Raw genomic sequence first — 17176 nt, 5'->3', positions numbered from 1 at the left:
CCCGAGTGATATCGAATAAAGGATGCCGACGATGAATACTGCCCATGTTGCCGCGCCGCTGGCGGTCAAACCCTGGTACCGCGAATTCTGGCCCTGGTTCCTGATGGCCGGACCCTTCTTGGCGGTGGTCGGCTGCGCCGTCACCATCTACCTGGCCTATACGCAGTTCGGCGACCAGCCGATCCAGGAAGGCGTGGTCAAGCGCGGGCTGGTGATCGAGCAGGAGGCAAGGATACCCAAAGAAAAACCCGCAGAGCGTTAGCTTCTGCGGGTTTTGAGACATCGCGGTTCAACGCGCTGCCTGTATCTGGCGGAGATGGTGGGATTCGAACCCACGATGCAGTTTTTAGCCACATACTCCCTTAGCAGGGGAGCCCCTTCAGCCTCTCGGGCACATCTCCGAAGAGAACGAGATTCTAGCACGACTTTTTATCCTGTCACCCGCGGCCAGGCTGCGGACGGGAAAAAAACGTGCCGAAGCGGTTTCTCTCAGGCCTTGGCGGCGGGCGCCTGATCCAGGCCGAAGGCCTTGTGCAGCGCGCGCACGCCCAGTTCCATGTACTTGTCGTCGATGATGACCGAGGTCTTGATCTCGCTGGTGCTGATCATCTGGATGTTGATGCCTTCCTGCGACAGCGTCTGGAACATCAGGCTGGCCACGCCCACGTGCGAGCGCATGCCGATGCCGACGATCGAGACCTTGGCGACCTTCTCGTCGGTCGACAACTCGCGCGCCCCCACGGCGGGGATGACTTCGCGCTTGAGCAGGTCGACGGCGCGCGCGAACTCGTTGCGGTTCACGGTGAACGAGAAATCGGTCGTGCCGGCCACGGACTGGTTCTGCACGATCATGTCGACGTCGATGTTGGCGGCGGCGACCGGACCCAGGATCGAGAAGGCGATGCCGGGTTTGTCGGGCACGGCCAGCAGGGTGATTTTGGCTTCGTCGCGGCTGAAGGCGATGCCTGAAACAACGGCGGCTTCCATTTTTTCGTCTTCCTCAAAAGTAATCAGCGTGCCCGAACACATTTCTTCGTCGAGCGGAATGAGCGGGTCGGTCAGCGAGGACAGCACCCGCGTCGGCACACGGTATTTGCCGGCGAATTCGACCGAGCGGATCTGCAGCACCTTGGAGCCCAGCGAGGCCATTTCCAGCATCTCCTCGAAAGAGATGACGGCCATGCGGCGCGCTTCCGGCACCACCCGCGGATCGGTCGTGTAGACGCCGTCCACATCGGTGTAGATCAGGCATTCATCGGCCTTGAGCGCCGCCGCCACGGCCACGGCCGAGGTATCGGAGCCGCCGCGGCCCAGGGTGGTGATGTGGCCGTCCGGGTCCACGCCCTGGAAGCCGGTGACGATGACCACGCGGCCGGCGTCGAGGTCGGCGCGGATGCGGGCGTCGTCAATCGAGGTGATACGCGCCTTGGTGAACGACGAATCGGTGCGCACCGGCACTTGCCAGCCGGCGTAGCTGCGGGCGGGAACGCCTTCGGCTTGCAGCGCGATGGCCAACAGGCCGCTGCTGGCCTGCTCGCCGGTGGCGGCGATCATATCGAGCTCGCGCGCGTCGGGTTGGGGCGCGATCTCGCGCGCCAGGCCCAGCAGGCGATTGGTTTCGCCCGCCATGGCCGAGGGGACCACGACAACCTGGTGGCCGGCGGCGTGCCACTTCGCGACGCGTCGCGCCACGTTCCGGATGCGCTCGACCGAGCCCATCGAGGTACCGCCATATTTATGAACGATCAGGGACATCTCGTACTCTGGCTGGAAACCCGCCGCAAGAGTCGTGACGGGCAAAACCTCATATTCTATCTCGACGGTAAAATTTTGCGCAGGCCATGGAATTTTCTTTCCACGGAACGGTCATTTTTTCCGGAATTTGTCGTTCGGGCCGGAATTTGACCGCCCCCGGCGGATTTCCGCCCACCCGGCGCCCTCCTGCGCCGGCCGGGCCAGCCTTGCGCTAGCGTGGCGCCAGCGTGCCCGCGCCCGGGCGCGGCTCGACCCAGACCCGCCCGCGATGGCAACGGATCAGGTGCCCGGCCTGCTCCACCCGCAACTGCCGGTCATGCCCCAGGCTGTGCAGCCCGCGCAATTGCCGCAGCAGGTCGTTCATGCGCGCCTCGGTCGGCATGCGGGCGCCATTGCGCTCCAGCCAGTGGCGCAGCACATGCACCTGGCGCGCCGGCGACAGCCGGCGCCAGGCCGCCAGCGAGAAGCTGACGCCGTCCGGCCCCGGTTCGAGCGCGGCGAAGTCCTCGCGCGCCACCTCGTCCAGGATCTCGTTGGCCTGGGCCACGTGGCGCGCATGGCGGGCGACGATGGCGCGCCAGCCGGGCCAGCGCGCGTCCAGCACCGGCGCCAGCAGCTCGCGCAGCGCGGCGCGGGTGTAGCGCGGATCGGCGTTGGTCGGGTCCTGCACCGCGTGCCAACCAGTGGCGTCGGCGAATTGCCGCGCGGCTCGCAGGATCGTTTCCCGGTCCTGCTCCAACCACGGCCGCAGATAGGCCAGGCCATCACGCGAGGTCAGCGGCGCCATGGCCGCCATGCCGCCCAGCCCGGTGCCGCGCAGCAGGCGCAGCAATACGGTCTCGGCCTGGTCGTTGCGATGATGCGCCAGCAGGATCAGGCCGACGCCTTCCTCGGCCGCCAGCCGCGCCAGCGCGGCATAGCGGGCGTCGCGGGCGGCGGCCTCGATACCCCGGCCTCCGGCCGTGGCGACCGCGACCCGGGCCTGCCGCAAGGGCAGCCCGAGCAGGTCCGCCAAGGCCTCGACCTGGTCACGCCAGCCATCGGCGGCGTCCTGCAGGCCGTGGTGCACATGCAGCAGCACCACGCCGGCGCCCGTTTCCCGCGCCACGGCGGCCGCGTGCAGCGCCAGCATGGCCGAGTCGGCGCCGCCGCTGACGGCCACGGCGAACCGCGCCGGCGGCTGCGGCAGCGCTTGCAGGGCGCGGCGCAGGGCCGAGGCCAGCTCGGGCGATACGGGATGGGGGAAGACGGTCCCGGCGATGGCAGCGGCGGGCGCGCAAGGCCGGGAATTCATGATGGCGGGCGCGGGCCGGAGGCGGCCGCGGCGCCGGCATGCGCCGGCGCGCGCGTCGCTCAGGCGCGCACTTCCTGGAAGGCGCCGTAGGACAGCAGGCGTTGCACCCGCTGTTCCACCAATTGCTCGGGCGTCATGCCCTGCAGCTGGCGCAGGGCATCGCCCAGCGCGCGGCGCAGCAGGCGCGCCATGACGCGCGGATCGCGGTGCGCGCCGCCCACGGGTTCGTTGATGACGCGGTCGACCAGGCCCAGGTCCTTCAGGCGCGGGGCGATGATGGCCAGCGCCTCGGCCGCATCGGGCGCCTTGTCGGCGCTGCGCCACAGGATCGAGGCGCAGCCTTCGGGCGAGATCACCGCGTAGGTGGCGTACTGCAGCATCAGCACGGCGTTGCCCACGGCGATGGCCAGCGCGCCGCCCGAGCCGCCTTCGCCGATGATGGTGACGATCACCGGCACCTTCAGTTCGGCCATGGCGTACAGGTTGTGGCCGATGGCTTCGGATTGGCCGCGTTCCTCGGCGCCGATGCCGGGATAGGCGCCCGGGGTGTCGACGAAGGTGAACACGGGAATGCCGAACTTCTCGGCCAGGCGCATCAGGCGCAGGGCCTTGCGGTAGCCTTCCGGACGCGGCATGCCGAAGTTGCGCGCGGCGCGTTCCTTGGTGTCGCGGCCCTTCTGGTGGCCGATCACCATGCAGGGCGTGCCGTTGAAGCGCGCCAGGCCGCCCACGATGGACTGGTCGTCGGCGTACATGCGGTCGCCGTGCAGTTCATGGAAGTCGGTGAAGATCTCGCGCACATAGTCCAGCGTGTAGGGACGCTGGGGGTGGCGGGCGACCAGCGCCGTCTGCCAAGGCGTGAGCTTGGCGTAGATTTCCTTGGCCAGCGACTGGCTCTTCTGCTGCAGACGTCCGATCTCGTCGGAGATGTCCACCGCCGAATCGGCCTGCACATAGCGCAGCTGCTCGATCTTGTTCTCAAGCTCGGCGAGCGGCTGTTCAAATTCCAGAAATGTATTGCGCATGTAGTGTGGTTCCGTAGATGGGCGACCTGGCTTGCGTCAGTATTGGACCGGCGTCGGTTCCAGACTGCGCCACAGATACCAGGTTGCCACGGTACGCCAGGGTTGCCACGCCAACGAGACTTCGCGAGCCTCGAAGCGCGAGACAGGCTCGCCGCTGAAATAGTGTAGCGAGATTGCCTTGAGCAACCCAGGATCATCCAGCGGCAGAACGTCGGGCCGCTGCAGATTGAAAATCAAAAACATCTCCGCCGTCCAGCGTCCGATGCCGCGGATGGCGGTCAATTCCGAAATGACGGCCTCATCGTCCATGGCCGCCCACTTCTCGGGATGCACCCGGCGTTCGCCGAAATGCACCGCCAGATCCAGCACGTATTCGGCCTTGCGCTGCGACAGGCCGGCCGCGCGCAGGCCTTCCAGGCCGACGCGCAACACCGCCACCGGGGTGGGACGCTTGCCGGCCGCTTCCAGGAACTTGTCCCAGACGGCGTCGGCGGCCTTGGCCGAGACCTGCTGGCCGATGATAGCGCGCGCCAGCGTCACGAACGGCGTGCCGCGCGAGGTCAGCCAGACCTCGGGGTGCTGGGGAATAATTTTTTTCAGAATGCGGTCGCGCCGCATCAGGTGGGCGACGGCGGCTTCCCAATAGTCGGGCTTGGGAATCTCGGTGGCGGCGATGGACATGTCCGGGGTATCCAGGGGGGTCACGCCCGACGCCACTGCGTCAGGCCGCCGGGTTTGTCATCGAGCTCGATACCCGCTTCGCGCAGCTCGGCGCGGATGCGGTCGGCCTCGGCGAAGTCGCGGGCCGCCTTGGCGGCGGCGCGGGCATCGATCAGGGCCTGGATGGCGGCGGCGTCGAGTTCAGCGCGCGCGCCCTGCTCCATGCCGGCCGCCGAATAGCGCGTGGGCGACTGGAAGTAGGCGGCCGGGTCCTGTTGCAGCAGGCCCAGCAGGCCGCCCAGGGCCTTGAGCTGGCCGGCGCTGCGGGCGCGCTTGCCGCGGTTGGTCTCGGAGGCCAGTTCGAACAAAGCCGCCACCGCGCCCGAGCTGTTGAAATCGTCGTCCATGGCGGCCTTGAAGGCCTGCGCCTGGGGTTCGTTCCAGTCGATGCCCTGATCGTCGGCCGGCACGTTCTGCAGCGCCTGATACAGGCGGTCGAGCGCGTTCTGGGCGTCGATCAGGTTGTCCGGGGTGTAGTTCTGCGGACTGCGGTAGTGGTTGCGCACGATGAAAAAGCGCACCATCTCGGCCTCGCGCGGGTTGACGCGGTAGTCGGCCACGTCGGCCGCCGGCTCGCCCTGGGCGATGGTCTGGCGGATGGTGCGGAAGTTGCCGAGCGACTTGGACATCTTGTCCGAATCGACCATCAGCGGGCCGCAGTGCATCCAGATGTTGGCCAGCACGCCGCCGAAAGCGCCCTCGGTCTGGGCGATCTCGTTCTCGTGGTGGGGGAATTTCAGGTCGGGGCCGCCGCCATGGATGTCCAGGGGCAGGCCGAGCAGCGACTTGCTCATGGCCGAGCACTCGATGTGCCAGCCCGGGCGGCCCAGGCCGTAGGGCGACTCCCATTTGGTGTCGGCCGGTTCCTCTTCCTTGGCCGACTTCCACAGCACGAAGTCGAGTGGGTCGCGCTTGGCCGAGCCCACCGCCACGCGCTCGCCGGCGCGCAGGTCGTCCAGTGTCTTGCCGGACAGCTTGCCATAGCCCTCGAAGCCGCGCACCGCGTAGTTCACGTCGCCATCGTCGGCCTGGTAGGCCAGGCCTTTCCGTTCGAGCTTGCCGATGATGTCCAGCATCTCGCCCACGTACTCGGTGGCGCGCGGCTCGCGGTCGGGCGAGGCCACGCCCAGCGCGCGCTCGTCGGCGTGCATCGCGGCGATGTAGAACTCGGTGACCTCGCCGATGCGGCGGCCGGTCTCGACCGCGCGGCGGATGATCTTGTCGTCGATGTCGGTGATGTTGCGCACGTAGTCGACCGCCAGGCCGCTGGCGCGCAGCCAGCGCTGCACCACGTCGAACGACACCAGCATGCGGGCATGGCCGAGGTGGCAGAAGTCATACACGGTCATGCCGCACACGTACATGCGCACCTGGCCGGCCTGGGCCGGTTTGAACGGTTCTTTGGTACGCGATAACGTGTTGTAGATTTGCAGCATGGCGCGAGTGATGTGATCCAGTTCTTTCCGGGACGGCCGCGGAAAAAGTTGCGCCCCAAGGACGATACCTGCAGGGCTTGCCGCCTGGCCAGGAAACGGGGAGGCTCCTGGCCTGCGCTTCGGCAGGCGCCCAGGCGGAAATCCCTTCCACCCGGCGTCTGGGCCCCTTGTCCGGGCCCCTTCAAGCACTCCGTGCCGAGCCAAAAACTCAACCAAGGCTAAAATGGCGGTCGTCAAGTATAGCAAGCGGTCCGCCCGCGCGCGTCAGCGCCGGCCGGCCCCGACTTTTAACGGATGCCCACGTGACTATCAAGCCGCGTTTTTGCGTCGCCCTGCTCGCCCTGGCAATGGCCGGTTCGCCGCTCGCTGGCGCCCACGCCCAATCCATGGCCGGCGGTTCCGGCGAGAACCCCAACGCCCGCCGCACCACCCTGGATCCGATTCCGCCCGAGGGCGGCTGGGAAGGCCTGGCCAATCTGCTCAAGGCGGCCCAGCCCAGCGTGGACACCCGCCTGCAGCCCTCCGCCTCGCAGATCACCACCCACATCGAGCGCCTGCTGAACCGCGGCGAAAACGCCGAAGCCCTGGCGATGATCGAAAAGCGCGAAGCCGAGATCAAGGACCAGCGCGGCACCGACGTGCAACTGATGTTCCAGCACGCGCGCGCCCTGGCCCAGCTCGACCGCAAGGCCGAAGCCATCGACATCTACACCGAGATGACGACCCGCTTCCCCGAGCTGCCGGAACCTTGGAACAACCTGGCGGCTCTATATGCAAGCCGGGGCGAGCTTGAAAAAGCGCAGGACGCCCTGCAAATGGCCTTGCGCGCCGACCCGGGCTACGCCGCCGCGCGCGCCAACCTGGGCGATCTGCAATTGCTGCAGGCCCTGCGCACCTACAGGCAAGCCGCCAAGGAAGGCGTGCCGGGCATGCAGGACAAGGCCCGTGAAGTCGAAACCATGCTGAAGGATAGGCAACACAAATGATGTCCCGCTATTCCCCCCTACACCTGCTGCGCCTGACGGCGTGCTCGTTCGCGCTGGCGTTTGCTCCGGCGCTCGTCAGCGCCGCGCCCGCGGCCGCCCCCTCCCACTCCACCTCTGAAGGCACCAAAGCCATGAGCACCAACCCCCGCGTCAAGCTTCACACCAACCAAGGCGACATGGTCATCACCCTGGACGCCGCCAAGGCGCCCAAGACCGTCGAGAATTTCCTGACCTACGTCAAGGAAGGCTTCTACAACGGCACGGTGTTCCATCGCGTGATCGATGGCTTCATGATCCAGGGCGGCGGCTTCGAACCCGGCATGAAGCAGAAGCAGACGCATGCCCCGATCGAAAACGAAGCCAACAACGGCTTGAAGAACGACAAGTACACCGTGGCGATGGCCCGCACCAGCGACCCGCACTCGGCCACCGCCCAGTTCTTCATCAACGTCGCCAACAACGACTTCCTGAACTTCACCGCGCCCACCCCCAACGGCTGGGGCTACGCCGTGTTCGGCACCGTCACCGAAGGCACCGACGTGGTCGACAAGATCAAGGCCGTCAAGACCGGCAACAAGGGCTTCCACCAGAACGTGCCGAACGACGACGTGATCATCGAGAAGGCCGAAGTTCTTGAATAAGATCGCCCTGCCCGGCCCGATCTGGCTGGCGTCCGACCTGCACCTGGGGCCGGCCACGCCGGCCACGGCGGAGGCCTTCCTGGCTTTCCTGCGGGCGGCCGAGGAAGAAGCGGCCGCCCTGCTGCTGCCGGGCGACATCTTCGACGCCTGGATCGGCGACGACGTGATCCGCGCCGCGCCGCCCTGGCTGACCACGGCGCTGACCGCGCTGCGCGCCACCGCCAGCCGCATCCCGCTGTGGCTGGGCCGCGGCAACCGGGACTTCCTCATCGGCGCGGAACTGGCCGACGCCGTCGGCGCCAGGCTGCTGCCCGAACCGGCGCTGCTGCAGACCGATTGCGGCGATGTGCTGCTGACCCACGGCGACGAGTTCTGTACCGACGACGCGGCCTACCAGCAGTTCCGCCAGATGGTGCGCGACCCGCAATGGCAGGCTGCGTTCCTGGCCAAGACCATCCCCGAGCGCCTGGCGATGGCGCAACAGGCGCGTGGCGAAAGCCAGATGGCGAACCAGGCCAAGTCCATGGAGATCATGGACGTCAACGCCGCCGCCATCGAGCAGGCCTTCCGCGACAGCGGCGTGGCCCTCATGGTGCACGGACACACGCACCGCCCCGCCCGCCACGTGCTGCAGGTCGATGGCCTCAAACGCGAGCGCTGGGTCCTGCCCGACTGGGACTGTGACCACGTTTCGCCGCCGCGCGGCGGCTGGCTGGTCATCGACCGCGACGGATTGCAGTTCTACGACCTGGAAACGGCCGGCTAGCCAGGCGGCTTGCCGGACCGGACAAAGCAAAGGGCCGCGTTGAACGCGGCCCTTGCTCATTCTGCGCCAGCGGCGACTGCGTCAGCGGGTCAGGATCCAGGCCGCCACGACGCCGCCGAACACGATGCGGTACCAGGCGAACACCCGGTAGGTGTGATTGGCGACGAAGCGCAGCACCGCACGCACCACCACGATGGCGCTGAGGAAGGCCGCGACGAAGCCCACGGCGATGCCGGACAGGTCATGCTGGGTCAGCACGTCCATGTTCTTGTACATGTCGAACACCGCGGCCCCCAGCATGGTCGGCATGGCCAGGAAGAACGAGAACTCGGTGGCCGTCTTGCGCTGGATGCCGGCGATCATGCCGCCGATGATGGTGGCGCCCGAGCGCGAGGTGCCCGGGATCATGGCCAGGCACTGCGCCACGCCCACGCCCAGCGCCTGCTTCCAGGAAATCTGCTCCAGCGTCATGGCGGTGGCGCGCTCGTCGGACGCGGTGTCATCGGCCGCGCCCGGCTGGTCGCCGGGCGTGTGACGGGTGCGGCGCTCCACGTACAGCATGATCAGGCCGCCCAGCACCAGCGTCACCACCACCACGCCCGGGTGGTAGAACACCTGCTTGATGGACTTGATGAAGATGGCGCCGATGACGGCGGCCGGCAGGAAGGCGATCAGCAGGTTGCGGGTGAAGGCGACTTCGCTCGGCACCCCGGTGAGGGTGCCGCGGATCAGTTGCAGCAGCCGCGCCCGGAAGACCCACATCACGGCCAGGATCGAGCCCAGCTGGATCACCACCTCGAACACCTTGCCCTGGCTGGACTCGAAGTGGAGCCAATCGCCGATGACGATCAGGTGGCCGGTGCTGGACACCGGGATGAACTCGGTCAGGCCCTCGACGATGCCGAGGATGAAGGCCTTGATCAGATAGAGCGCGTTGTCGGTCACGATGGCAAGGGTTCCTTGGGAATGAGTCAGGCGCTAGTCGTTGGTCAGCGAGGCGTCTTCGTCCAGCGTCTCCGGCACGCGCTTTTCGACGCGCACCAGGGCAATCCGGCGACCGTCCATTTCCAGCACTTCGAAGCGGAAATGGTCGTGGTGGAATTCGTACTCGCAGACGTCGCCCGGCTTGGGCAGGTGGCCGAAGCGCGACAGCAGATAGCCCGCCAGGGTGGAAAAATCCTGCGCCTCGTCGACCAGGCCTTCGGTTTCCAGCACCTGCTCGACGTGGTGCAGGTCGGCGGCGCCATCGATCTTCCAGATGTTGGGGCCGTCGGCGACGATGTCGGGCAATTCGTCTTCGTCCGGGAATTCGCCGGCGATGGCCTCGAACACGTCGATCGGCGTCACCAGGCCCTCGATCGCGCCGAACTCGTCGGCCACCAGCACCAGTTGGCCGCGCGAGCGCTTGAGGGTGTCCATCAGGCGCAGGATGCCGATCGATTCATGCACGATGATCGGATCGCGCAGGCGGTTGCGGCGCACCCGGCCCTCAGTGATCAGGTCGGCCACCAGTTCCTTGGCGCGGGCGATGCCCAGCACCTCGTCGAGCGAGCCGCGGCAGACCGGGAAGAAGCTGTGCGGCGCCTCGGTGATCTGGCGCCGGATGGTCTCGGGGTCGTCGTCGATATTGATCCACGATACGTCGGTGCGCGGCGTCATGATCGAGCGGATGGACCGTTCGGCCAGGGTCAGCACGCCGCTGACCATGTTGCGTTCCTCGACCCCGAAGGCCGGGATGGCGGGGCCGTCGGCGCTGGGCAGGTCGGGCTCGTCGGCCGGCGGGCGCTTGCCCAGCATGCGCAGCACCGCCGAGGCGGTGCGCTCGCGCATGGGCCGGCGCGCGTCCAGCTTGAGCAGGTTGCGGCGCGCCACCTGGTTCAGGGCCTCGATCGCCACCGAGAAGCCGATGGCGGCATACAGGTAGCCCTTGGGCACCTTGAAGCCAAAGGCCTCGGCCAGCAGCGAGAAGCCGATCATCAGCAGGAAGCCCAGGCACAGCACCACCACCGTCGGGTGGGCGTTGACGAAGCGCGTCAGCGGCTTGGAGGCCAGCAGCATGATGCCGATGGCGATGACCACGGCGATCATCATGATGGCCAGGTGGTCCACCATGCCGACCGCGGTGATGACCGAATCCAGCGAGAACACCGCGTCGAGCACCACGATCTGCGTCACGATGACCCAGAAGCTGGCGTACACGCGCGGCCCGGACGAGCCGCCGTGCTGGCCGCCCTCCAGGCGCTCGTGCAGCTCCATGGTGCCCTTGAACAGCAGGAAGAAACCGCCCGCCATGAGGATCAGGTCGCGCCCCGAGGGCGACAGCGGTCCGACCGAGAACAGGGGGGTGGTCAGGGTGACCAGCCACGACATGACCGACAACAGGCCCAGCCGCATGACCAGCGCCAGGCTCAGGCCAAGAATGCGCGCGCGGTCGCGTTGCGACGGCGGCAACTTGTCTGCCAGGATGGCGATGAAAATCAGGTTATCGATTCCCAGGACGATCTCAAGGACGACCAGGGTAAGCAAGCCGACCCACGCAGCAGGGTCCAGCAGCCACTCCATCAGGAGCTCCAGAAGTTACACGACCGGTAATCGTACCCGGAAAATGCGTGACACGCCGGTGACACGGCTCGTGCGCATGGCTTACGGCGGACGATCCGGCAGCGCCTCGCGCGCTCGCGCCCCCCGTCCCACGCCCGGCCGCAGGCGCTGGCGCCGCCATGAAAAAAACCGGCCATCGGCCGGCTTTTTTCATGGGCAGGGCTGCCAGGCGTCAGGCGGCCGGCGCCGGATTCAGCGCGGTCAGCATCTGCGTGAAGATCTTCGGGCTGGCGGCCAGCACATTGCCCGAATCCATCCAGCCCTGCTCGCCGTCGAAATCGGCCACCAGGCCGCCGGCTTCCAGCACCATCAGGCTGCCTGCCGCCAGGTCCCAGGGCTTGAGGCCCACGCCGCAGAAGCCATCCAGGCGGCCGCAGGCCACGTAGGCCAGGTCCAGCACGGTGGCGCCCAGGCGGCGCACGCCGGTGCTGCCTTCGGCCATGGCGCGGAAACGCGCCGAACCTTGCTCCAGGTCGCCCGAATTGGGCCAATGCGCGCCCAGCAGCGCCTCGTGGTAACGGGTGCGGCCCGAGACGCGCACGCGGCGGTCGTTCAGGAACGTGCCGCTGCCCCGGCTGGCGGTGAACAGTTCGTTGCGCGACGGGTCATAGATGACCGCCTGCGTGACCTGGCCGCGCTGGGTCAGGGCGATCGACACGGCGTAGTTGGGCAGGCCGTGGATGAAGTTGGTGGTGCCGTCCAGGGGATCGATGATCCACTGGAATTCCGCCTGGTCGGGGCCCTGCAGGCCGAACTCCTCGCCCAGGACGGCGTGGTCCGGGTAGGCGGCGCGCAGCGTCTCGACGATGGACTCCTCGGCGGCGCGATCGACTTCCGTGACATAATCGCGCGGCCCCTTGCGAGCCACGCTGAGTCGTTCCAAATCCATGCTGGCACGGTTGATGATGGTGCCGGCACGCCGGGCCGCCTTGATGGCGATGTTGAGCATCGGGTGCATAAAATTCCGTACGTATGCGGTGGGTAGGCCGCTAGCCGCCCTCCCGGATCCGCCGCCCCGACAGGGGAAAACCGGCCTAAAAAACCAGGAAGGCACTAAGCCAAACGTGCCATTTTAAATGACTCAAGCATTTTCACGCGTTCGCTTCATCATGGTGAACCCCAGCCACCCCGGAAACGTCGGTTCGGCGGCCCGCGCCATCAAGACCATGGGCTTCTCCGAACTGGTGCTGGTGGGCCCCAAATTCGCCGATGTCATCCACCAGCCGGAAGCCGTGGCCCTGGCCAGCGGCGCCCTGGACGTGCTGGAAAACGCGCGCATCTACGATACCCTGGAACAGGCGCTGGCGCCCGTGACCCTGGCCTTCGCCCTGACCGCCCGGGTGCGCGACCTCGGCCCCCCGCCCTGCGACATCCGCCAGGCGGCCGAGCTGGCCTGTGCCCACCTGGCGGAAACCGCCGAGGGTTGCGCCGCGGTCGTGCTGGGCACCGAGCGGGCCGGCCTGACCAACGCCCAGATCGGCCTGTGCCACCGCATCTGCCACATTCCCGCCAATCCCGAGTACAGCTCGCTGAACGTGGCCCAGGCGCTGCAACTGGCAGCCTGGGAGCTGCGCTACGCGCTGCTGGTGGATCAGGGCGCCGCCCTGCTGCCCGCTTCGACGGCGCAAACGCCCTCGCGCGGCGCCGAGCCGGCCTCCGGAGAAGCGGTGCAGGCCTTCCTGGCGCACTGGGAAGAGGCGCTGGTGGGCGTGCGATTCCTGGACCCGGCCCATCCCAAGAAGCTGCTGCCGCGCATGCGGCATCTTTTTTCCCGGGCCGCCCTGACGCGGGATGAGGTCGACATGATGCGCGGCGTCTGCACCGCCATGCTGGCCGCGGTCCGCGACAGCGGCGCAAAAAAATAGGGACAGGCATAAGCCTGTCCCCGGTCATCGGCCGCCAGCCGGCCTGCGCCGGCGGCACGAAGCCTGCTCAGTCGACCTTGGCGCCCGACGCCTTGACCACCGGCGCCCAGCCTTCCACTTCCGACTTGATGAATTTGCCGAATTCGGCCGGAGTGGTCTTGACGCCCACGGCGCCCAGCTTTTCAAAGCTGGTCTTCACTTCAGGCTTGTCCAGCGCCTTGACCATGGCGGCGTTGAGCTTGTTGATCACTTCCGGCGGCGTGCCGGCCGGCGCGATCAGGCCGAACCAGGACGACACATCGAAGCCGGCGAAGCCCGCTTCCTGCATGGTGGGCAGGTCCGGCGCGCTCTTGGAGCGTTCGGCGGTAGTCACCGCCAGCGCGCGCAGCTTGCCCGATTGCGCGTGCGGCCAGGCCGACGGCATGTTGTCGAACATGAACTGCACCTGGCCGCCGATCAGGTCGGTAATGGCCGGCGCGCTGCCCTTGTAGGGCACGTGCAGCACATCGATGCCGGCCTTCATCTTGAACAGCTCGCCCGCCATGTGGATCGAGGTGCCGCTGCCCGAAGAGGCGAAGGCCAGCTTGCCGGGGTTCTTCTTGGCGTAGTCGACCAGTTCCTGCACCGACTTCACCGGCACTTGCGGATTGACCACCAGGATGTTCGGCACCTTGGCGCCCAGCGCCACCGGCGCGAAATCGCGGGTCAGGTCGAACGACACGTTCTTGTACAGCGTCTGGTTGATGGCGCTGGTGACCGCCACGAACAGCAGCGTGTAACCATCGGGCGCGGCGCGCTGCACCATGTCGGTGGCGATGTTGCTGCCAGCGCCCGGCTTGTTCTCGACCACAAACGACTGGCCCAGGCTCTCGGTGAGTTCCTTGGCCATGATGCGGGCGATCACGTCGGTGGTGCCACCGGCGGAAAAGCCGACCACGATGCGGACGGGTTTGTCGGGATAGGCGGCGTGGGCGGAACCCATGGCGAAAGCGCTTGCGGCGGTAGCCAATAGCGTGGCGGCAAAACGCCGCAGTCCAGGCTTGTGACCGGTCTTCATATAGTCTCCGTGCTGATACTGTCCATCAAATGGACGATTTGAATTATTGGATGGTGCATTCTGATCTATACATGAGCGATGCATCAAGGTAGAGTCCACTCTACGGACGATGGTTTTCCCTCAACCATTCCGCAATAACCCTAAGATTTCAGAGAGTTGCATGCAAGACAGCGATGCCGCGGCCGCAGGCCCACGCACATTGCGGCGCGGATTGGCCGTTCTGGCCGCCCTGCGCGACCAAGGGCCCGACGGGCTCAGCGTGACCGATATCGCCCGCTTGACGGGCATTCAGCGTCCCACCATCTACCGCCTGCTGGCGGCCCTGCTCGACGCGGGCCTTGTGCTGCCGGTGGCGGGCACCAAGAAATACCGCGCCCAGTTGGCGGTGGACCCCGACACCCGCTCGCGCGACCCGCGCGTGCGCCAGTTGCTGCCGGTGCTGCGGCGGCTGGCGGACCGCACCGGCGATGCCGTGTTCCTGGTGGTGCGCGACGAAGACGATTCCATCAGCCTGCACCGCGAGATCGGCAGCTATCCGGTGCAGATCCTGGCGACCTACGCCGGCAAGCGCCAGCCGCTGGGCGTGGGTTCGGGCGGCATGGCGCTGCTGGCGGCGCTGCCCGATGACGTCGCCCGCGGCATCGTCGAGCGCAACTCCAGCCGCCTGGACGAGTACGGCGGCATGACGCCGCAGGAAATGTTCCGCCTGATCGAGAACACACGCGCGCGCGGCTATTCGGTGGTGGGCAACCATGCCGTGCGCGGCGCGCTCGGCGTGGGCTGCGCCCTGCTGGACGCGCATGGCGCGCCGCTGCTGGCCGTCAGCGTCACGGCCATCATCGATCGCATGCCGGCGCAGCGCCAGCGCGAAATCGCCGGCTGGATCAAGGCCGAGCTGGCGCGGCTGGCGATGCAGGCCTGAGCGGGCGCCGGGCCGACGCGGCGGGCGCCGCTTGCGGGCCCGGGACCGTCCCGCGCAGTCAAAAAAACGGGCGTCCGCCTTGGCTGGCGCGACGCCCGTGCGCTTGCCGGCGCCAGGCCGGCATTCAGGCCGCGGCGTTGGCCTTCGGGTTCTGGATCTCGCGCAGCGGGATCGGCGCCTGGAAGCCGGCGGCCTCCAGCGAGCTGCGGATCTGGTGGTACAAGTCCCAGCGCAAGTCCCAGTATTTGGCCGCCTCGGCCCATACCCGCACATTTACGACCACGCCGTTTTCCTTGTAGTCGACCACCTTGACCATGGGTTGCGGATCTTGCATGGCATTGGGATTGGCCGCGACGATCTGCTGCAGCTTGGACACCACCGCGTTCAGATCATCGCCATAGCGCACCGGCACCGGGATATCCAGGCGGCGCGTCTTGTTGCGGCTGTAGTTGGTGATGGTGGCGTTCCAGACGGTGCTGTTGGGCAGCGTCAGGTGAATGCCATCGACCTGCACCAACCGCGTCAGGAACAGGCCGACTTCTTCCACCGTGCCCTCGGCGCCCGTGCTCAGGCCCACGTATTCCCCGGCGCGCACCGGCCGCAGGATCAGCAGCATGATGCCGGCGGCGATATTCTGCAGCGTGCCCTGCAAGGCCAGGCCCACGGCCAGGCCGGCGGCGCCGAGCACCGCGATCAGGCTGGCGGTTTGCACGCCAAAACGCGCCAGCACCGCGATCAGCGTGAAAATGCGCACCGTCCAGACCACGGTGCTGTAGAACATCGGCACGATGGTCGGATCGATCTTGCTGGAGCGTGTGGCGATACGCCGCACCCAGCGCCCCAGCAATGCCGAGACCCACCAGCCGATGATCAGGATCAGCAAGGCCACCAGCAGATTGATGCCCAGATCCACCAGCCTGGGGGCCCAGGTACTGAATTCCTTCAAGGCGTCTTCCATCGTTGTTGCTCCCTCTTGCAAAACAGACAACCGAAAACTTTATCAGATGCGTCCCCAGGATTGGGCCGCGCCGGGGGCGTCGGAATGTCAGGCTTTGTAAGACGCGGCGCGGGCGACCCGGCGGAAATGGTTGTCCCAGGAACGCTCGCGCGAGGGCGACAGCAGCGGCCGCTCGCCGCCCGCCGCATCGGTGCGCAACATCGCGCCCAGGCCGCTGCTGACGAGAAAGCCGGCGCCGGTGGCGGGCGCCACACCGCAGCCATCGGCCAGCCGGGTTTCGCCCAGCCAACGTCCGCTGGCGGCATCCCAGTACAGCACCCGCCCGCCCACCGGACTGGACGTGGCGATCACCGCGCCGGCCGCGTCCGCCGCCACCGAGCCGACGTAGTTGCGCATCTCGCGCAAGGTGGCGGCCGGTCCGCTGAACAGTTCCGGCTGCGCGCCGCGTCGGTGGCGACCGACCAGCGCCGGCCGGTCGCCGGCCGGTCCCATGTACTGGCAGCCGAACCAGACGCTGCCGTCGCCCGCCAGCGCCAGATGGCGGATCGACAGGCGATGCAGCGCGGGCGCCAGCTCGACGCGCTCCAGCAACGCGCCGCTGGCCGCGTCCAGATACGCCAGCGATGGCCGCATGGTGTCCAGATTGAGTTCCAGCTTGCCGTAGTCCGGATGCGTCAGGATGCCGCCATTGGCCACGCACAGCGTCTTGCCGTCCGGCATCAGCACCACTTCGTGCGGGCCGATGCCGCCGCTGTCGAATTCGCCGATGCGGCGATAGCCGCCGCCCGGTGTCGCGTCGTAGATGCCGAGCACGCCGCGCCCGCCGTCGAAATCGTTCTCGGTGGCGGCCAGCAGGCGGGCGCCGTCGAAATAGGCGCCATGGCCGAAGAAATGGCGGTCTTCGGGCAAAGGCAGCGCAAGCGGCGCGCGCGTGCCGCGCAGGTCGAACGCCAGGGCGAAAAAGCCCGGCTGGCGGCCGAACACCACGGCGCGCTCGGAGGCCGCGTCGATCGCGAAACTGTGGCCGCGCGCCGGCATCGGCACCACCCGCCGGTCCTGGCCGGCGCCGTCCAGCACCACCGCTTCGTCGCGGCCGCCGCGCTGGCGCGCCGCCAGATAGCGGGCGCGCGTGTCGTCATCGGCGGCGGCT

The 17176-nt window shown here is 67.5% G+C and carries 17 protein-coding genes and 1 tRNA gene; 6 read left to right on the top strand and 12 right to left on the bottom strand.

What is annotated here, in order from left to right:
* Positions 1-31 precede the first annotated feature (31 nt).
* Entirely contained in the window at positions 32-262 is a 231-nt protein-coding gene (locus HV701_RS25485) for a FixH family protein (protein ID WP_175135783.1), read from the top strand.
* Between the two features lie 46 nt (positions 263-308).
* On the opposite strand, the gene HV701_RS25480 is transcribed toward HV701_RS25485, so the two are convergent.
* From HV701_RS25480 to cysS, 6 genes are all read right to left on the bottom strand, one after another.
* Positions 309-401: transfer RNA gene (locus tag HV701_RS25480), tRNA-Ser, on the bottom strand.
* An 88-nt stretch (positions 402-489) separates the two neighbouring features.
* Positions 490-1755 carry an aspartate kinase gene (locus HV701_RS25475; protein WP_175135782.1) on the bottom strand — a complete coding sequence of 422 codons (1266 nt, stop codon included), beginning with the start codon at positions 1753-1755 and terminating at the stop codon, positions 490-492.
* 211 nt (positions 1756-1966) lie between these two features.
* Complete coding sequence (tilS, locus tag HV701_RS25470; RefSeq protein ID WP_254595253.1) at positions 1967-3049, bottom strand: tRNA lysidine(34) synthetase TilS; 1083 nt, start codon at positions 3047-3049, stop codon at positions 1967-1969.
* 59 nt (positions 3050-3108) lie between these two features.
* A complete protein-coding gene (locus HV701_RS25465; protein ID WP_175135781.1) occupies positions 3109-4074 on the bottom strand; it encodes an acetyl-CoA carboxylase carboxyltransferase subunit alpha in 966 nt (321 codons plus the stop codon).
* A 36-nt stretch (positions 4075-4110) separates the two neighbouring features.
* Positions 4111-4755: a DNA-3-methyladenine glycosylase family protein gene (locus HV701_RS25460; protein WP_175135784.1), complete on the bottom strand. Its 645-nt coding sequence runs from the start codon at positions 4753-4755 to the stop codon at positions 4111-4113.
* A 20-nt stretch (positions 4756-4775) separates the two neighbouring features.
* The gene (cysS, locus tag HV701_RS25455) at positions 4776-6230 is read right to left on the bottom strand and encodes a cysteine--tRNA ligase (RefSeq protein WP_175135780.1); all 1455 of its coding nucleotides are present in this window, start codon (positions 6228-6230) and stop codon (positions 4776-4778) included.
* A 302-nt stretch (positions 6231-6532) separates the two neighbouring features.
* On the opposite strand from cysS, the gene HV701_RS25450 reads away from it, so the two are divergent.
* The 3 genes from HV701_RS25450 (at position 6533) to HV701_RS25440 (ending at position 8623) form a co-directional block, all read left to right on the top strand.
* Positions 6533-7216 carry a tetratricopeptide repeat protein gene (locus tag HV701_RS25450; RefSeq protein ID WP_175135779.1) on the top strand — a complete coding sequence of 228 codons (684 nt, stop codon included), beginning with the start codon at positions 6533-6535 and terminating at the stop codon, positions 7214-7216.
* Between the two features lie 131 nt (positions 7217-7347).
* Entirely contained in the window at positions 7348-7857 is a 510-nt protein-coding gene (locus tag HV701_RS25445; protein WP_175135778.1) for a peptidylprolyl isomerase, read from the top strand.
* Positions 7850-8623: a UDP-2,3-diacylglucosamine diphosphatase gene (locus tag HV701_RS25440; protein ID WP_175135777.1), complete on the top strand. Its 774-nt coding sequence runs from the start codon at positions 7850-7852 to the stop codon at positions 8621-8623. Before HV701_RS25445 ends, HV701_RS25440 begins: the two co-directional genes overlap by 8 nt.
* An 81-nt stretch (positions 8624-8704) precedes the next feature.
* On the opposite strand, the gene HV701_RS25435 is transcribed toward HV701_RS25440, so the two are convergent.
* From HV701_RS25435 to HV701_RS25425, 3 genes are all read right to left on the bottom strand, one after another.
* Positions 8705-9568 carry an undecaprenyl-diphosphate phosphatase gene (locus tag HV701_RS25435; protein ID WP_175135776.1) on the bottom strand — a complete coding sequence of 288 codons (864 nt, stop codon included), beginning with the start codon at positions 9566-9568 and terminating at the stop codon, positions 8705-8707.
* Between the two features lie 33 nt (positions 9569-9601).
* Positions 9602-11185 carry a TerC family protein gene (locus HV701_RS25430; RefSeq protein ID WP_175135775.1) on the bottom strand — a complete coding sequence of 528 codons (1584 nt, stop codon included), beginning with the start codon at positions 11183-11185 and terminating at the stop codon, positions 9602-9604.
* A 211-nt stretch (positions 11186-11396) separates the two neighbouring features.
* Positions 11397-12182 (bottom strand): inositol monophosphatase family protein, encoded by a 786-nt coding sequence (locus tag HV701_RS25425; RefSeq protein ID WP_175135774.1) that lies wholly within the window; start codon positions 12180-12182, stop codon positions 11397-11399.
* Positions 12183-12300: 118 nt separating this feature from the next.
* On the opposite strand from HV701_RS25425, the gene HV701_RS25420 reads away from it, so the two are divergent.
* Positions 12301-13089 (top strand): RNA methyltransferase, encoded by a 789-nt coding sequence (locus HV701_RS25420; RefSeq protein WP_175135773.1) that lies wholly within the window; start codon positions 12301-12303, stop codon positions 13087-13089.
* A gap of 67 nt (positions 13090-13156) precedes the next feature.
* Here HV701_RS25420 and HV701_RS25415 read toward each other — a convergent pair whose 3' ends face one another.
* The gene (locus HV701_RS25415; RefSeq protein WP_175135772.1) at positions 13157-14146 is read right to left on the bottom strand and encodes a tripartite tricarboxylate transporter substrate binding protein; all 990 of its coding nucleotides are present in this window, start codon (positions 14144-14146) and stop codon (positions 13157-13159) included.
* 160 nt (positions 14147-14306) lie between these two features.
* On the opposite strand from HV701_RS25415, the gene HV701_RS25410 reads away from it, so the two are divergent.
* Positions 14307-15068 (top strand): IclR family transcriptional regulator, encoded by a 762-nt coding sequence (locus HV701_RS25410; RefSeq protein ID WP_175135771.1) that lies wholly within the window; start codon positions 14307-14309, stop codon positions 15066-15068.
* Positions 15069-15192: 124 nt separating this feature from the next.
* On the opposite strand, the gene HV701_RS25405 is transcribed toward HV701_RS25410, so the two are convergent.
* On the bottom strand, positions 15193-16026 hold the full coding sequence (locus HV701_RS25405; RefSeq protein ID WP_175135770.1) for a mechanosensitive ion channel family protein: 834 nt from the start codon (positions 16024-16026) through the stop codon (positions 15193-15195).
* 87 nt (positions 16027-16113) lie between these two features.
* A partial coding sequence (locus HV701_RS25400) for a DUF1513 domain-containing protein (protein ID WP_175135769.1) occupies positions 16114-17176 on the bottom strand: 1063 nt, incomplete at its 5' end.

Origin of the sequence: Achromobacter pulmonis (genome assembly GCF_902859765.1) — a bacterium.
Taxonomy (GTDB): domain Bacteria; phylum Pseudomonadota; class Gammaproteobacteria; order Burkholderiales; family Burkholderiaceae_B; genus Achromobacter; species Achromobacter pulmonis.
The sequence above is the reverse complement of the archived record's forward strand: the minus strand, read 5'-3'. Positions and strand labels throughout refer to the sequence as shown.

Bases quoted from the DNA above. Each gene is read 5' to 3' on its own strand.
- HV701_RS25405 (WP_175135770.1), bottom strand. From the start codon at position 16,026: ATGGAAGACGCCTTGAAGGAATTCAGTACCTGGGCCCCCAGGCTGGTG.
- HV701_RS25410 (WP_175135771.1), top strand. From the start codon at position 14,307: ATGCAAGACAGCGATGCCGCGGCCGCAGGCCCACGCACATTGCGGCGC.
- HV701_RS25485 (WP_175135783.1), top strand. From the start codon at position 32: ATGAATACTGCCCATGTTGCCGCGCCGCTGGCGGTCAAACCCTGGTAC.
- tilS (WP_254595253.1), bottom strand. From the start codon at position 3,049: ATGAATTCCCGGCCTTGCGCGCCCGCCGCTGCCATCGCCGGGACCGTC.
- HV701_RS25475 (WP_175135782.1), bottom strand. From the start codon at position 1,755: ATGTCCCTGATCGTTCATAAATATGGCGGTACCTCGATGGGCTCGGTC.
- HV701_RS25445 (WP_175135778.1), top strand. From the start codon at position 7,348: ATGAGCACCAACCCCCGCGTCAAGCTTCACACCAACCAAGGCGACATG.
- HV701_RS25465 (WP_175135781.1), bottom strand. From the start codon at position 4,074: ATGCGCAATACATTTCTGGAATTTGAACAGCCGCTCGCCGAGCTTGAG.
- HV701_RS25420 (WP_175135773.1), top strand. From the start codon at position 12,301: ATGACTCAAGCATTTTCACGCGTTCGCTTCATCATGGTGAACCCCAGC.
- HV701_RS25430 (WP_175135775.1), bottom strand. From the start codon at position 11,185: ATGGAGTGGCTGCTGGACCCTGCTGCGTGGGTCGGCTTGCTTACCCTG.
- cysS (WP_175135780.1), bottom strand. From the start codon at position 6,230: ATGCTGCAAATCTACAACACGTTATCGCGTACCAAAGAACCGTTCAAA.
- HV701_RS25415 (WP_175135772.1), bottom strand. From the start codon at position 14,146: ATGAAGACCGGTCACAAGCCTGGACTGCGGCGTTTTGCCGCCACGCTA.
- HV701_RS25425 (WP_175135774.1), bottom strand. From the start codon at position 12,182: ATGCACCCGATGCTCAACATCGCCATCAAGGCGGCCCGGCGTGCCGGC.
- HV701_RS25460 (WP_175135784.1), bottom strand. From the start codon at position 4,755: ATGTCCATCGCCGCCACCGAGATTCCCAAGCCCGACTATTGGGAAGCC.